At 56.0% G+C, this 15,369-nt stretch carries 13 protein-coding genes; 12 read left to right on the top strand and 1 reads right to left on the bottom strand.

Features of this window, described 5'->3' with window-relative positions:
* Positions 1-108: 108 nt before the first annotated feature.
* Positions 109-1,680 (top strand): galactarate dehydratase, encoded by a 1,572-nt coding sequence (gene garD / locus ACOTXL_RS12645; RefSeq protein WP_023314892.1) that lies wholly within the window; start codon positions 109-111, stop codon positions 1,678-1,680.
* Positions 1,681-2,221: 541 nt separating this feature from the next.
* Here the strand turns inward: garD and ACOTXL_RS12640 are convergent.
* On the bottom strand, positions 2,222-3,025 hold the full coding sequence (locus ACOTXL_RS12640) for a DeoR family transcriptional regulator (protein ID WP_032607968.1): 804 nt from the start codon (positions 3,023-3,025) through the stop codon (positions 2,222-2,224).
* A 239-nt stretch (positions 3,026-3,264) separates the two neighbouring features.
* On the opposite strand from ACOTXL_RS12640, the gene kbaZ reads away from it, so the two are divergent.
* The 11 genes from kbaZ to ACOTXL_RS12585 all read left to right on the top strand — a co-directional run bounded on the left by kbaZ (position 3,265) and on the right by ACOTXL_RS12585 (position 15,359).
* Complete coding sequence (kbaZ, locus tag ACOTXL_RS12635; protein ID WP_045350330.1) at positions 3,265-4,572, top strand: tagatose-bisphosphate aldolase subunit KbaZ; 1,308 nt, start codon at positions 3,265-3,267, stop codon at positions 4,570-4,572.
* A gap of 19 nt (positions 4,573-4,591) precedes the next feature.
* Complete coding sequence (agaV, locus tag ACOTXL_RS12630; RefSeq protein ID WP_003861728.1) at positions 4,592-5,065, top strand: PTS N-acetylgalactosamine transporter subunit IIB; 474 nt, start codon at positions 4,592-4,594, stop codon at positions 5,063-5,065.
* Between the two features lie 10 nt (positions 5,066-5,075).
* On the top strand, positions 5,076-5,855 hold the full coding sequence (gene agaW, locus ACOTXL_RS12625; RefSeq protein ID WP_003861730.1) for a PTS N-acetylgalactosamine transporter subunit IIC: 780 nt from the start codon (positions 5,076-5,078) through the stop codon (positions 5,853-5,855).
* Complete coding sequence (agaE, locus tag ACOTXL_RS12620) at positions 5,845-6,723, top strand: PTS N-acetylgalactosamine transporter subunit IID (RefSeq protein ID WP_045350329.1); 879 nt, start codon at positions 5,845-5,847, stop codon at positions 6,721-6,723. The genes agaW and agaE overlap by 11 nt, the downstream gene beginning before the upstream one ends.
* Before the next feature lie 17 nt (positions 6,724-6,740).
* Positions 6,741-7,175 carry a PTS galactosamine/N-acetylgalactosamine transporter subunit IIA gene (gene agaF / locus ACOTXL_RS12615; RefSeq protein WP_003861734.1) on the top strand — a complete coding sequence of 145 codons (435 nt, stop codon included), beginning with the start codon at positions 6,741-6,743 and terminating at the stop codon, positions 7,173-7,175.
* Positions 7,172-8,305, top strand: coding sequence for an N-acetylglucosamine-6-phosphate deacetylase (gene nagA, locus ACOTXL_RS12610; protein WP_045350328.1), 1,134 nt, complete (start codon positions 7,172-7,174; stop codon positions 8,303-8,305). Before agaF ends, nagA begins: the two co-directional genes overlap by 4 nt.
* Positions 8,306-8,551: 246 nt before the next feature.
* Positions 8,552-9,694: an SIS domain-containing protein gene (locus ACOTXL_RS12605; RefSeq protein WP_003861737.1), complete on the top strand. Its 1,143-nt coding sequence runs from the start codon at positions 8,552-8,554 to the stop codon at positions 9,692-9,694.
* A gap of 12 nt (positions 9,695-9,706) precedes the next feature.
* Positions 9,707-10,579: a tagatose-bisphosphate aldolase subunit KbaY gene (gene kbaY, locus ACOTXL_RS12600; protein WP_003861740.1), complete on the top strand. Its 873-nt coding sequence runs from the start codon at positions 9,707-9,709 to the stop codon at positions 10,577-10,579.
* Between the two features lie 117 nt (positions 10,580-10,696).
* Positions 10,697-12,268 carry a maltose/glucose-specific PTS transporter subunit IIBC gene (malX, locus tag ACOTXL_RS12595; protein WP_045350327.1) on the top strand — a complete coding sequence of 524 codons (1,572 nt, stop codon included), beginning with the start codon at positions 10,697-10,699 and terminating at the stop codon, positions 12,266-12,268.
* Positions 12,269-12,280: 12 nt separating this feature from the next.
* Positions 12,281-13,453, top strand: coding sequence for a MalY/PatB family protein (locus ACOTXL_RS12590; protein WP_045350326.1), 1,173 nt, complete (start codon positions 12,281-12,283; stop codon positions 13,451-13,453).
* Between the two features lie 16 nt (positions 13,454-13,469).
* Positions 13,470-15,359: an enterotoxin gene (locus ACOTXL_RS12585; RefSeq protein WP_023314898.1), complete on the top strand. Its 1,890-nt coding sequence runs from the start codon at positions 13,470-13,472 to the stop codon at positions 15,357-15,359.
* Positions 15,360-15,369: the final 10 nt, after the last annotated feature.

The following is a 15,369-nucleotide window of genomic DNA, read 5'->3' as shown; positions in this document are numbered from 1 at the left end:
ATCACATTCTCACCTTTCCTCTCCTGACATTCTTTATTTCCTCAATAAGAAACAATTAACCATCTGGCTATATTTAGTATCAGATATTTTGCTGGAGAAGAGTGAACAATGGCCGATATTGAAATTCGACAGGCGTCGCCGACGGCGTTCTATATAAAAGTGCACGATACCGATAACGTGGCGATTATTGTCAACGACAATGGCTTAAAAGCTGGCACCCGCTTTCCGGATGGCCTGGAGCTGATTGAGCACATTCCGCAGGGGCATAAAGTCGCACTGGTCGATATTCCGGCGCAGGGCGAAATCGTGCGCTACGGCGAAGTCATCGGCTATGCGGTGCGCGCTATCCCGCAGGGTAGCTGGATTGAGGAGTCGCTGGTTGAGCTGCCCACCGCCCCGCCGCTGGAGACGTTGCCGCTGGCTACCCGCGTCCCTGAGCCGTTGCCTCCGCTGGAGGGTTATACCTTCGAAGGTTACCGCAATGCGGATGGCAGCGTGGGAACCAAAAACCTGCTTGGCATCACCACCAGCGTGCATTGCGTGGCGGGCGTAGTGGATTACGTTGTGAAAATTATTGAGCGCGATCTGTTGCCGAAATACCCCAACGTTGACGGCGTGGTGGGTCTTAACCACCTGTACGGCTGCGGCGTGGCGATCAACGCGCCGGCAGCGGTCGTGCCGATCCGTACGATTCACAATATCGCCCTTAACCCAAACTTTGGCGGTGAGGTAATGGTGATTGGTCTCGGCTGTGAAAAATTGCAGCCAGAACGCCTGTTGCAGGGTACTGAGGATGTGAAAGCCATTCCGGTTGACGATGCCAGTGTTGTGCGTCTTCAGGATGAACACCATGTCGGCTTCAGATCGATGGTCGACGACATTTTACAGGTGGCAGAGCGCCATCTGGAGAAGTTGAACAAACGCCAGCGTGAAACCTGCCCGGCCTCTGAACTGGTCGTTGGGACACAGTGTGGCGGCAGCGATGCGTTTTCCGGCGTCACCGCTAACCCGGCGGTAGGTTATGCCTCCGATCTGTTCGTGCGCTGCGGCGCCACGGTGATGTTCTCCGAAGTCACCGAAGTACGTGATGCTATCCACCTGCTCACGCCGCGCGCCGTCAACGAAGAGGTGGGCAAACGCCTGCTGGAGGAAATGGCCTGGTACGATAACTATCTCGACATGGGCAAAACTGATCGCAGCGCCAACCCGTCTCCGGGTAACAAGAAAGGCGGCCTCGCGAACGTGGTGGAAAAGGCCCTCGGGTCGATTGCCAAATCCGGCCAGAGCGCGATTGTGGAAGTGCTCTCCCCTGGCCAGCGACCAACCAAACGCGGCCTGATTTACGCGGCAACGCCTGCCAGTGATTTCGTTTGCGGCACCCAGCAGGTGGCTTCCGGCATTACGGTACAGGTCTTTACCACCGGGCGCGGCACGCCGTACGGCCTGATGGCGGTACCGGTGATCAAAATGGCGACCCGCACCGAGCTGGCAAACCGCTGGTATGACTTAATGGATATCAACGCGGGCACCATCGCCACCGGGGAAGAGAGTATTGAAGAGGTGGGCTGGAAGCTGTTCCACTTCATTCTGGATGTGGCAAGCGGGCGGAAGAAAACCTTCTCCGATCAATGGGGATTGCATAACTCGCTGGCGGTGTTTAACCCGGCGCCGGTGACGTGATTGTCCCTCACCCTGCCCTCTCCCCACCGGGGAGAGGGTAAAAAACCGCACCGAGCAGTCCCCTCTCCCCTATGGGGCTGAGGGTTCCCCACAAAATAATGCCTGCACAGACGGCCCCCTCTCCCTTGAGGGAGAGGGCTGGGGTGAGGGGAAACATACGGCTCTGGTGGTCATTCCGTTCACTTTATGTTCCTTGCTACTCTGTCACGACATGACCGGTGAACGTGCCAGGGTGGCTCAGTCGCCACCACCCTGGCGACCCGGGCTTCCGGCGGAAAATCGCCGCTTCGCGGTGCCTTCGGCTTATTCCTTCCGGCTTATCGGGGACGGGCGGAGGTAACATCCCTGTAAAGCCCGCCCTCTCGGCGCATCCCTGCGCCTCGCCCCGGCCTACAGGAAACGCCTCAGCGATTTACAGCCGGACCGAGGCATCGCTGAAAGCCCTCAGTTATTCTGAGGCAACGTTATAGTTTTTGCTTTCAAATTACTGGGGAACCCTCTCCCCTATGGGGAGAGGGTTAGGGTGAGGGGAAAAGCCTCTTTAGACCAGCACCACATCGATCCCGCTTTTGCGTAACCCTTCCAGGCTTTCCGCAGGAATGCCTTCATCAACGATAATCATGTCGATTCGATGGGTATCAATAATTTTATGCAGGCTTGAACGATTAAACTTGCTGGAGTCCGTGACAACGATAATACGCTCCGCCACCTCGCACATTTTGCGGTTCAGACGGGCTTCATCCTCGTTATGCGTACTCACCCCCCGGTCGAGATCGATGGCATCGACGCCCAGAAACAGCAGGTCAAAATGGTAATTCTGTAAGGACTGCTCCGCCTGGTCGCCGTAGAAGGACTGTGACTGACGGCGCAAATGCCCGCCGGTCATCAGCAGCTCTACGCCTTCCGCTTCCAGCAGCGCGTTTGCCACGTTCATCCCGTTGGTCATGGCAATGACATCGGTGTGCTGGCGCAGCATGCGGGCAATTTCAAAGGTCGTGGTGCCGGAGTCCAGAATAATGCGGTGACCCGGCTTCACCAGTTCAACCGCCGCCTGCGCGATGCTGCGCTTCACTGCCGTATTAAGGGAACTTTTGTCCTCAACGGATGGCTCCACGCCGGGGGCATTGCCTTCGCAAATCAGCGCGCCGCCGTAAGCGCGAACGGCAATCCCCTGCTTTTCCAGAAAGGCCAGATCGTTACGGATCGTCACCGTCGACACGCCGAATAAAAGAGAAAGATCGTTAACCTGCACGCTTCCCTGCGCCCGCAACCGCTGAATGATCTGCTCTCGCCTTTCACTGGTGCCGGTGATGCGCTTCTCTGCGGATGAATCGGTGCTGCTCATACGAGCTCCTTAGTAAATAAACTTTCGTTTCATTTCGTTTTTCTTATTAACGCCTTTCTTTTGAGGGAATGCAAGCCCTGTATGGTAGGTGGACGCAAGCTTAATCGCCGCTGAAACCTTTCATTATGTTTCTTTTGTGAAACAGATCGGAAAACTATTATCTTTCGTTTTATTTTTACATCACCATAATGCAGTATCAAATGAAACAAAACGAAAGATGAATGCCAACACCATCCGAAATGGAGAGGAAAGTGAAACATCTGACAGAAATGGTGGAACAACATAAACGGGGGAATACAAACGGGATTTATGCCGTCTGTTCCGCACATCCACTGGTACTTGAAGCTGCAATACGTTACGCCCATTCACAACAGACGCCTCTGCTGATTGAAGCCACCTCAAACCAGGTGGATCAGTTTGGCGGCTATACCGGTATGACGCCCGCCGATTTTTATGGGTTTGTCTGCAAGCTGGCGGGATCCCTCGGCTTCCCCACCTCACAGCTGATCCTTGGCGGCGATCATTTAGGTCCAAACCGCTGGCAAAACCTGCCAGCTTTGCAGGCGATGGCGAACGCCGACGATCTGATCAGAAGCTACGTGGCGGCCGGATTTAAAAAAATTCACCTCGATTGCAGCATGTCCTGCGAAGACGACCCGGTTCCTTTAACCGATGCAATCGTTGCCGGGCGTGCCGCTCGGCTGGCTAAAATTGCCGAAACCACCTGTCTCGAGCAATTTGGCGTAGCCGATCTGGTCTACGTTATCGGCACGGAAGTTCCGGTTCCCGGTGGGGCACACGAGACGCTGACCGAGCTTGAGGTCACCACGCCAGAGGCGGCACGCGCCACGCTTGAGGCACACCGCCACGCATTCGAGAAGGAAGGGTTAAGCGACATCTGGCCGCGCATTATTGGCCTGGTCGTTCAGCCTGGCGTTGAGTTCGACCATGCGCACGTTTGTGACTATCAACCGCATAAAGCCATCGCGCTGAGCAAGATGGTTGAAGCCTACGACACGCTGGTATTTGAAGCACACTCTACCGATTACCAGACGCCGCAGGCGCTGCGCCAGTTGGTGAAAGATCACTTCGCCATTCTGAAAGTCGGCCCTGCGCTAACCTTCGCGCTGCGCGAAGCGCTGTTCTCATTGGCAGCAATTGAAGAAGAGCTGCTGCCGGCAAAAGCCTGCTCAGGGCTGCGTCACGTCCTGGAAAACGTGATGCTCGATCGCCCGGAATACTGGCAAAGCCACTATCACGGCGACGGCAATGCCCGTCGCCTGGCCCGCGGTTACAGCTATTCCGACCGCGTGCGCTATTACTGGCCAGACAGCCAGATTGACGACGCCTTTGAGCGGCTGGTACGCAACCTGGCGGATGAACCGATCCCGCTGCCGCTGATCAGCCAGTATCTGCCGTTGCAGTACAGCAAAGTTCGCGATGGCGCTCTCAGCTCCACACCACGGGAACTCATCCTCGACCACATTCAGGACATACTCCAGCAGTACCATGCCGCCTGCGAAGGCGTAACGACTCAACACGCATAATTAAAAAGAGGAAAACGCTATGCCAAACATTGTCTTATGCCGCATTGATGAACGCCTGATCCACGGTCAGGTGGGCGTACAGTGGGTGGGGTTTGCGGGGGCGAACCTGGTGCTGGTGGCAAATGACGAGGTTGCAGACGATCCGGTTCAGCAAAACCTAATGGAGATGGTGCTTGCGGAAGGCATCGCCGTGCGTTTCTGGTCTCTGCAAAAAGTGATCGACAACATTCATCGCGCCGCCGACCGGCAGAAAATTCTGCTGGTCTGTAAAACACCGGCTGATTTTTTAACGCTGGTCGAGGGCGGCGTGCCCATCACCCGTATTAACGTCGGAAATATGCATTACGCCAGTGGCAAACAGCAAATTGCCAAAACGGTATCTGTAGACGCGAACGATATCGCCGCGTTTAACGGCCTGAAGGCGGCCGGAGTGGAATGCTTCGTTCAGGGCGTTCCAACAGAGACTGCTTTGGATCTCTTTAAACTGCTCTGAGGGATTCACAATGGAAATCAGTCTGTTGCAGGCTTTCGCGCTGGGGCTTCTCGCCTTTATAGCGGGCCTGGATATGTTTAATGGCTTAACACACATGCACCGTCCAGTGGTGCTCGGGCCACTGGTTGGCCTGATTCTGGGCGATTTGCACACCGGAATTCTGACCGGCGGTACGTTAGAACTGGTCTGGATGGGACTCGCACCGCTGGCGGGCGCGCAGCCGCCAAACGTGATTATCGGCACCATCGTTGGCACCACATTTGCCATTACTACAGGCGTGAAGCCGGATGTCGCCGTTGGGGTCGCCGTGCCGTTTGCCGTGGCGGTTCAGATGGGGATCACCTTCCTCTTCTCGGTGATGTCCGGCGTGATGTCCCGCTGCGATCGCATGGCGGCTAACGCAGACACCCGTGGTATTGAACGGGTCAACTATCTGGCACTGCTGGCGCTCGGCGTCTTCTACTTCCTGTGCGCATTTCTGCCCATCTACTTCGGGGCTGAACATGCGAAAACCGCCATTGACGTGCTGCCGGAACGTCTGATCGACGGTCTCGGCGTCGCGGGCGGCATCATGCCAGCGATCGGCTTCGCCGTGCTACTGAAGATCATGATGAAAAACGTTTACATCCCTTACTTCATTATCGGCTTTGTCGCCGCGGCCTGGCTGAAACTCCCGGTGCTGGCGATTGCCGCGGCTGCACTGGCGATGGCGCTGATCGACCTGCTGCGCAAATCGCCTGAACCCACGGCGCCTGCGGCCCAGAAAGAGGAATTTGAAGATGGCATCTAATCACACCACCCTGCCGGGCGTGTCTGAAAGTGAAGAGGCACTGCTGACCGGCGTGAATGAAAACGTCTACGAAGATCAGAGTATTGGCGCTGAGCTAACGAAAAAGGATATTAACCGTATCGCCTGGCGTTCCATGCTGCTACAGGCCTCGTTTAACTACGAGCGTATGCAGGCCTCCGGCTGGCTGTATGGGCTACTGCCCGCGCTGAAAAAGATCCACACCAATAAGCGGGACCTGGCGCGCGCCATGAAAGGCCATATGGGCTTCTTTAACACCCACCCGTTTCTGGTGACCTTCGTCATCGGCATTATTCTGGCAATGGAGCGTTCCAAGCAGGATGTGAACAGCATCCAGAGCACTAAAATTGCCGTTGGCGCACCGCTCGGTGGCATTGGTGACGCCATGTTCTGGCTGACCCTGCTGCCCATTTGCGGGGGGATTGGCGCCAGCCTGGCGCTACAGGGATCCATTCTTGGCGCCGTGGTCTTTATCGTTCTGTTTAACGTGGTGCATCTCGGCCTGCGTTTTGGTCTGGCGCACTATGCCTACCGAATGGGTGTCGCCGCGATCCCGCTGATCAAGGCCAACACCAAAAAGGTTGGTCATGCTGCGTCCATTGTCGGAATGACAGTGATTGGCGCGCTGGTGGCAACCTATGTGCGCCTGAATACCACACTCGAGATTAAAGCCGGGGATGCGGTCGTCAAACTGCAAACCGATGTGATCGACAAACTGATGCCCGCCTTTCTGCCGCTGGTCTACACCCTGACCATGTTCTGGCTGGTACGCCGTGGCTGGAGCCCACTGCGCCTGATTGGTATCACCGTGGTGCTGGGCGTTGTCGGTAAATTCTGTCACTTCCTGTAAAAAGCAAAGAGGTTGCGATGTTAGGCATTATTTTGACGGGTCACGGCGGTTTTGCCAGCGGGCTGCAACAGGCAATGAAGCAAATCCTCGGCGAACAGCCGCAGTTTATCGCCATCGATTTTCCGGAAAGCTCCACCACTGCGCGGCTGACCGCGCAGCTTGAGCAGGCAGTGAATGAACTGGATGCAGAGCACGATATCGTGTTTCTCACCGATCTTCTCGGCGGTACGCCGTTTCGTGTGGCCTCTACTCTCGCGATGCAGCGCCCCGGCAGCGAAGTGATCACCGGCACCAATCTCCAGCTTTTGCTGGAGATGGTTCTGGAGCGCGACGGATTAAGCAGTGAAGCCTTTCGTTTGCAGGCGCTGGAGTGCGGCCATCGCGGCCTGACCAGCCTGGTGGATGAACTTGCACGCTGTCGCGAGGAAGCGCCCGCCGAGGAAGGGATATGAGCCAGCTGCTGCGCGCGCGTCGTCTGCTTACCGGGCAAGGCTGGCTGGATGACCATCAGCTGCGTATGGATAGAGGCGTCATCACCGCCATCGAGCCGATTCCGGCAGGGGTTAACACCCGCGAGGCAGACCTGCTTTGCCCGGCATACATTGATATCCACGTCCACGGCGGCGCGGGTGTGGATGTGATGGATGATGCCCCCGACGTGCTGGACCGGTTAGCCATACATAAAGCGCGTGAAGGCGTAGGGGCGTTTCTGCCTACCACCGTCACCGCTTCGCTGGAGGCGATCCATGGCGCGTTACGGCGCATTGCCCGGCGCTGTCATGCCGGTGGCCCCGGCGCGCAGCTCCTGGGCAGCTATCTGGAAGGCCCGTACTTTACACCGCAGAACAAAGGGGCGCACCCGCCAGAACTGTTTCGCGAGCTGGATCTCGCGGAACTTGATGAGCTGATTGCGGTTTCGCAGAACACGCTGCGGGTGGTGGCGCTTGCTCCGGAAAAAGTGGATGCCCTGAAGGCGATCCATCACCTCAAGCAAAAAGGGATACGCGTCATGCTGGGCCACAGCGCCGCTACATACGCGCAAACCCTGGCCGCATTTGATGCAGGCGCAGACGGGCTGGTGCACTGCTACAACGGCATGACGGGATTACACCACCGGGAGCCGGGCATGGTTGGCGCCGGGCTTACGGACCCACGCGCGTGGCTGGAGCTTATTGCCGACGGGCATCACGTTCATCCTGGAGCCATGCGGCTATGTTGTTGCTGCGCGAAGGATCGTACGGTGCTGATTACCGATGCCATGCAGGCGGCGGGTATGCCTGATGGGCGCTATACGTTGTGTGGTGAAAATGTCGAGATGCAGGGCGGCGTTGTTCGCACGGCCTCGGGCGGGCTGGCGGGCAGCACGCTCGCGCTGGATGCCGCCGTGCGAAATATGGTGGAGCATACGGGGGTCGCCCCAGAAAACGCTATCCATATGGCCTCGCTGCATCCCGCCCGTCTGCTCGGTATGGATCACCTGCTGGGATCGTTAGCACCAGGCAAACGCGCCAATATTATTGCGCTCGATGCGGGTTTACACCTCCGGCAGATCTGGATCCAGGGTCAGGCTCTTTCCCTGTAGCCCCTTCACAGTGTGCTCTGTTGGCCTTACGGAAGACGATCGTAAGGCCTTTCTTTTCCTTTCCTTGATCTTCGCCTTTCCTTTCACGATCACACTTTTCGTTTTATTTCTTTTTCGCCATTGAACTTTCGATTTCTTTTCTATAGATTTTCTTTAACTGCTAGAGTAAACAAGTGAAACGAAACGAAAGATAGCGACACATTTGCCAGCGTCTGATGTGGAATTCACACGACTAAGGACTGAGTTATGCCACAAACCACTACCACCACCGGCACCTGGACCGAAAAAGAGATCCGCCAGCAGCCAGCCAGCTGGCTTCGCTCGCTCAACAATATTGATAATCTGCGCGCGTCGATCGACAGTTTTCTGACGCCACTGTTGCGCAAGCCCGATCTGCGGATCGTTCTGACCGGCGCGGGTACGTCTGCTTTTATCGGCGACATCATTGCGCCATGGCTTGCCAGCCACACGAGAAAAAATATCACCGCGATACCTACGACCGATCTGGTCACCAACCCGATGGATTACTTCAGCCCTGCGCACCCGCTGCTGCTGGTCTCTTTCGCCCGTTCTGGCAATAGCCCGGAGAGCGTCGCTGCCGTTGAGCTGGCGAATCAGTTTGTTCCGGAGTGCTACCACCTGTCGATCACCTGTAATGAAGCGGGCAGCCTGTATCAGAATGCCGTCGACAGCGATAACGCCTGCGCTCTGCTCATGCCAGCCGAAACGCACGATCGCGGGTTCGCGATGACAAGCAGCATCACCACCATGATGGCGAGCTGCCTGGCAGTATTCGCACCGGAAACGATCAACAGCAAAACGTTCCGCGACGTGTCCGATCGCTGTCAGGCGATCCTCACGTCGCTTGGCGATTTCAGCCCCGGCGTCTTTGGTAACGAACCGTGGAAACGCATTGTTTATCTGGGCAGCGGTGGATTACAGGGCGCCGCACGGGAGTCAGCGTTGAAGGTGCTGGAGCTGACCGCCGGCAAGCTGGCGGCATTCTACGATTCGCCAACGGGTTTCCGTCACGGGCCTAAGTCGCTGGTGGACAACGAAACGCTGGTCGTCGTGTTTGTCTCCAGCCATCCGTACACGCGTCAGTACGATCTGGATCTGCTCGCCGAGCTGCGACGCGATCGTCAGGCTATGCGCGTGGTAGCCATTGCAGCCGAAACGGATCCGGTCATTGAAGCTGGCCCGCATATCCTGCTGCCGCCTTCCCGTTCATTTAACGATATGGAGCAGGCGTTCTGCTTCCTGATGTACGCCCAGGTCTTCGCACTGACCCAGTCTCTGCACGTTGGCAATACGCCGGATACGCCATCCGCCAGCGGTACGGTTAACCGTGTGGTCCAGGGCGTCGTTATTCATCCGTGGCAGGCTTAAGAGGACAGGCTCATGAGTATTATTTCTACCAAATATCTTTTGCAGGACGCACAGGCGAAGGGCTATGCCGTTCCGGCCTTTAACATCCATAACGCCGAGACGATCCAGGCGATCCTCGAAGTCTGTAGCGAAATGCGATCGCCGGTGATCCTCGCGGGTACGCCGGGGACGTTTAAACATATTGCGCTGGAAGAGATTTACGCCTTGTGCAGCGCGTATTCCCTTACTTATGACATGCCGCTGGCGCTACACCTCGATCACCACGAATCGCTGGACGACATTCGCCGCAAAGTCCATGCCGGCGTACGTAGCGCAATGATCGACGGTAGCCATTACCCCTTCGAACAAAACGTCAAGCTGGTGAAATCGGTCGTCGATTTCTGCCACCTCAACGACTGTAGCGTCGAGGCCGAACTGGGCCGACTGGGTGGGGTGGAAGATGACATGAGCGTCGACGCCGAAAGCGCGTTCCTGACCGACCCGCAGGAAGCAAAACGCTTTGTCGAACTGACAGGCGTGGACAGCCTCGCCGTCGCCATCGGTACCGCGCACGGTCTCTATACCAAACGCCCAAAAATCGACTTCCAGCGGCTGGCCGAGATCCGCGAGGTAGTGACAGTGCCGCTGGTGCTGCATGGTGCAAGCGATGTGCCGGATGAGGATGTGCGCCGCACCATTGAGCTGGGCGTCTGCAAAGTTAACGTCGCAACAGAGCTGAAAATCGCCTTCTCTGACGCAGTCAAAGCCTGGTTTGCCGAGAACCCACAGGGCAACGATCCGCGCTTCTACATGCGCGTCGGCATGGATGCCATGAAAGAGGTGGTCAGAAGCAAAATCACCGTTTGCGGCTCGGCGAACCGGCTGCTGCTTCCGGCTGAAGCCTGAACCCATCGCGCATAACGTTAGTACCTAAAAAAATAACTATAAGCCTCGCAAATATGAAGGCGCGTCCTTAAGCCGGACAGCGCCTTCCATTATCCTAAAAATACGAGGAGTCCCTACATGACACAGGAAAAGTCGTTTAAATCGAAAGCGTGGGAGTTTTTCCAGAGCCTGGGAAAGACGTTTATGTTCCCGGTCTCGCTGTTGGCCTTTATGGGGTTGTTGTTAGGTATCGGTAGTTCTGTCACCAGCCCTTCCACCATCAAAAGTTTTCCCTTTCTGGGCGGCGAGTTAACGCAGCTCACCTTTGGTTTTATCGCCATGGTCGGCGGCTTTGCTTTTACCTATCTGCCGCTGATGTTTGCCATGGCGATCCCGATGGGCCTTGCCAGACGTAATAAAGCGGTGGGCGCTTTTGCCGGATTCGTTGGCTACATGCTGATGAACATGAGCATCAACTACTACCTGACCGCCACCCACCAGCTTGCGGATGCCGCCACCATGAGACAGGTGGGACAATCCATCGTGCTTGGTATTCAAACGCTGGAGATGGGCGTGCTCGGCGGCATTGTGGTAGGGGTGATCACCTACTTCCTGCACGAACGCTTCCAGGACACGGTGCTGCACGACGCGTTTGCCTTCTTTAGCGGCATTCGTTTTGTACCGATTGTTACCGCCCTCACCCTGTCGCTGGTCGGCTTGTTTATCCCCCTGCTGTGGGAATATGTGGCAATGGGCATTGCCGGGATTGGTCATATCATCCAGAGCACCAGCGTCATTGGGCCGTTCCTGTATGGCGTGGGCGTGCTGCTACTCAAACCTTTTGGCCTGCACCACATCCTGCTGGCGATGGTGCGCTTCACCCCGGCGGGCGGCATTGAGATGGTTAACGGCCAGGAAGTGGCCGGTGCGCTGAACATTTTCTACGCCGAGCTGAAAGCCGGCCTGCCGTTTAGCCCGCACGTTACGGCATTTTTATCGCAAGGGTTTATGCCGACCTTTATCTTCGGCCTGCCTGCCGTGGCTTACGCTATCTACCGCACCGCGCGTCCGGAAAACCGTCCGGTGATTAAAGGGCTGCTGCTTTCTGGCGTGCTGGTTTCAGTTGTCACGGGTATTTCAGAGCCGATTGAGTTCCTGTTCCTGTTTATTGCCCCTGTGCTTTACGCGTTTCATATCGTTATGTCTGGCCTGGCGCTGATGGTGATGGCGCTTCTCGGCGTCACTATCGGCAACACCGACGGCGGTATTCTGGATCTGCTGATCTTCGGCGTCATGCAGGGGATGTCGACCAAATGGTATCTGCTGTTCCCGGTGGGTATGGCCTGGTTTGCTATCTACTTCTTCGTCTTCCGCTGGTACATCCTCAGGCACGATATTAAAACGCCGGGCCGTGAGGTTGACGCGCAGGGTGCGCTCCAGGCGGTGGAAGCCAATACCCGGGCACGTGGAAAATCAAAATACGATCATGGGCTTATTCTTCGCGCGCTTGGCGGTAAAGAGAATATTGAGTCGCTCGACAACTGCATCACCCGCTTACGTCTGGTGGTGAAAGATATGGGGCTTATCGACCAGCAGGCGCTGAAGGCCGCGGGCGCCTTGTCAGTCGTGGTGCTTGATGCCCACAGCGTTCAGGTGATCATCGGCCCGCAGGTGCAGAGCGTCAAATCCGGCATTGAAGCCTTAATTTAACAGGGGGACGTTGTGTTTGATTTCGACAGAATCATTGAGCGTAAAAGCGATAAATGCCGTAAATGGGATCATGCGTTTGTGTGCTCGCGTTTCGGTGATGTCCCGGAGGGATTTATCCCGCTGTGGATAGCAGACATGGATTTCACCTCGCCACCCGCCGTGATTGAAGGCTTCCAGCGCATCGTGGAGCATGGCACCTTCGGTTACACCTGGTGCTTCGACGAATTCTACGATGCGGTCATCGCCTTCCAGCGCACCCGTCATCAGGTTGAGGTGCATAAGTCATGGATCACCCTGACCTACGGCACCGTTTCCACGCTGCACTATACGGTTCAGGCGTTCTGCAAACCCGGCGACTGCGTGATGATGAACACCCCGGTGTATGACCCGTTTGCGATGGCGTCACAGCGACAGGGCGTGCGGGTGCTTGCAAATCCGCTGAGCGTGAAGGAAAACCGCTATCACCTGGATTTTAATCTGATTGAAGTTCAGCTCAAAACTCACCGTCCAAAACTGTGGTTCTTCTGCTCGCCGCATAACCCTTCAGGCCGAATCTGGCGCGCGGATGAGATACGCCAGGTGTCCGATCTCTGTAAGCGCTACGGCACGATTCTGGTGGTTGATGAGGTTCACGCCGAGCACATTCTGGACGGTACATTCGTCAGCTGTCTGACTTCGGGCTGTGCCGCCCAGGACAACCTGATTGTGCTGACCTCCCCCAATAAAGCGTTCAACCTTGGCGGGCTAAAAACATCCTACTCGATAATTCCAGACGATTCGCTGCGCCAGCGTTTCCGCCAGCAGCTGGAGAAGAACTCCATTACCTCGCCCAATATCTTCGGCGTGTGGGGAATTATTCTGGCCTATCAGCAGGCTCTGTCATGGCTCGACGCGCTGAATGGTTATCTGCGCGGCAATGCCCGCTACCTTGCGGATGCCATCCAGACCCACTTCCCTGCATGGAAGATGATGAACCCGGAGTCGTCGTATCTCGCCTGGATAGACGTCAGTGCGGACGATCGCAGTGCGACGGCGCTAACCCAACATTTCGCCAAACAGGCTGGCGTGGTCATCGAAGATGGCAGCCACTACGTACAAAACGGCGAAAACTACCTGCGTATTAACTTCGGCACCCAGCGCTACTGGCTGGAACAGTCCATCAACCGAATGCTGAAGCATTACTGATAAGGATCTTACCCCGATGAAAAAAATGCTCACTCTCTCGCTGCTGGCTCTCTGCGTTTCTCACGGCGCGGCGGCAGCAAACTACGCGCTCAGTAACGACAATATTGCCCTTTCGTTTGATGATGCAAATGCAACGGTAGTAGTAACGGACAGCAAAGCTAACCATCCGCTCACGCCCCAGGAGCTGTTCTTTCTGACGCTGCCGGATGAAACAAAAATCCACACCGCTGATTTCAAAATCAAGCACGTCGAAAAGCAGGACAATGCGATAGTCATCGACTTTACGCATCCGGATTTTAACGTAACGGTGAAACTGAACCTGGTGAAGGGAAAATACGCCAGCATCGGCTACACCATCGCCGCCGTCGGGCAGCCGCGGGACGTAGCGAAAATTACCTTCTTCCCGACGAAGAAGCAGTCTCAGGCACCTTACGTTGACGGGGCGATTAACAGCTCGCCAATCGTGGCCGACTCGTTCTTCATCCTGCCAGACAAACCGATTGTGAATACTTACGCTTATGAAGCCACCACGAACCTCAACGTGGAGCTGAAAACGCCAATTCTGCCTGAGACACCGGTTAGTTTTACCACCTGGTTCGGCACTTTCCCGGAAACTAATCAGCTGCGCCGCAGCGTAAACCAGTTTATCGATGCCGTGCGTCCGCGGCCTTATAAGCCTTATCTGCACTACAACAGCTGGATGGACATCGGTTTCTTTACCCCTTACTCCGAGCAGGATGTCATTGGGCGGATGGACGAATGGAATAAAGAATTTATTGCCGGACGCGGGGTGGCGCTGGACGCGTTCCTGCTGGACGATGGCTGGGACGATCGCACCGGACGCTGGCTTTTTGGCCCGGCGTTCAGCAACGGTTTTGGCAAAGTCAGGGAAAAAGCCGACAGCCTGCACAGCTCGGTTGGGCTGTGGCTTTCTCCGTGGGGCGGATACAACAAGCCGCGCGATATTCGCGTCTCGCATGCAAAAGAGTATGGTTTTGAAACCGTAGACGGCAAGCTGGCGCTGTCGGGGCCGAACTATTTTAAAAACTTTAACGATCAGATCATTAAGCTGATCAAAAACGAGCACATTACCTCGTTCAAGCTCGACGGAATGGGTAACGCCAATTCGCATATCAAGGGCAGCCCATTTGCATCGGATTTTGACGCATCCATTGCCCTGCTGCACAACATGCGCAGCGCAAACCCGAACCTGTTTATCAACCTGACCACCGGCACCGACGCCAGCCCGTCCTGGCTGTTCTATGCTGATTCAATCTGGCGTCAGGGCGATGATATCAACCTGTACGGCCCCGGCACGCCAGTGCAGCAGTGGATGACCTACCGCGATGCCGAAACCTGGCGATCCATCGTGCGCAAAGGTCCTCTGTTCCCGCTGAACTCACTGATGTACCACGGGATCGTCAGCGCAGAGAACGCTTACTATGGACTCGAGAAAGTGCAAACAGACAGCGATTTTGCCGATCAGGTCTGGAGCTACTTCGCAACCGGAACTCAGCTTCAGGAGCTGTACATCACGCCGTCCATGCTGAATAAGGCGAAGTGGGATACCCTGGCGCAGGCGGCGAAATGGTCGCGTGAGAATGCCAGCGTGCTGGTGGATACTCACTGGATTGGCGGTGACCCAACTTCGCTTCAGGTTTACGGCTGGGCCTCATGGAGTAAAGACAAAGCGATTTTTGGCCTACGCAACCCGTCGGATAAGCCGCAACGTTACTACCTGGATTTAACCAAAGATTTTGAGATCCCGGCAGGAGAGCGTTCGCAGTTTACCCTGAAAGCCGTGTACGGCAGTAATTCGACCGTACCAGAGGAGTATAAAAACGCTGTGGTAATTACGCTGCAACCGCTGGAAACGCTGGTATTTGAGGCGATGCCGGGGAAATAGTGAGGCTCTG

Origin of the sequence: Enterobacter cloacae complex sp. IR5402, assembly GCF_049238125.1 — a bacterium.
Lineage (GTDB): Bacteria > Pseudomonadota > Gammaproteobacteria > Enterobacterales > Enterobacteriaceae > Enterobacter > Enterobacter hormaechei_C.
This window is presented reverse-complemented; position numbering and strand designations above follow the sequence as displayed.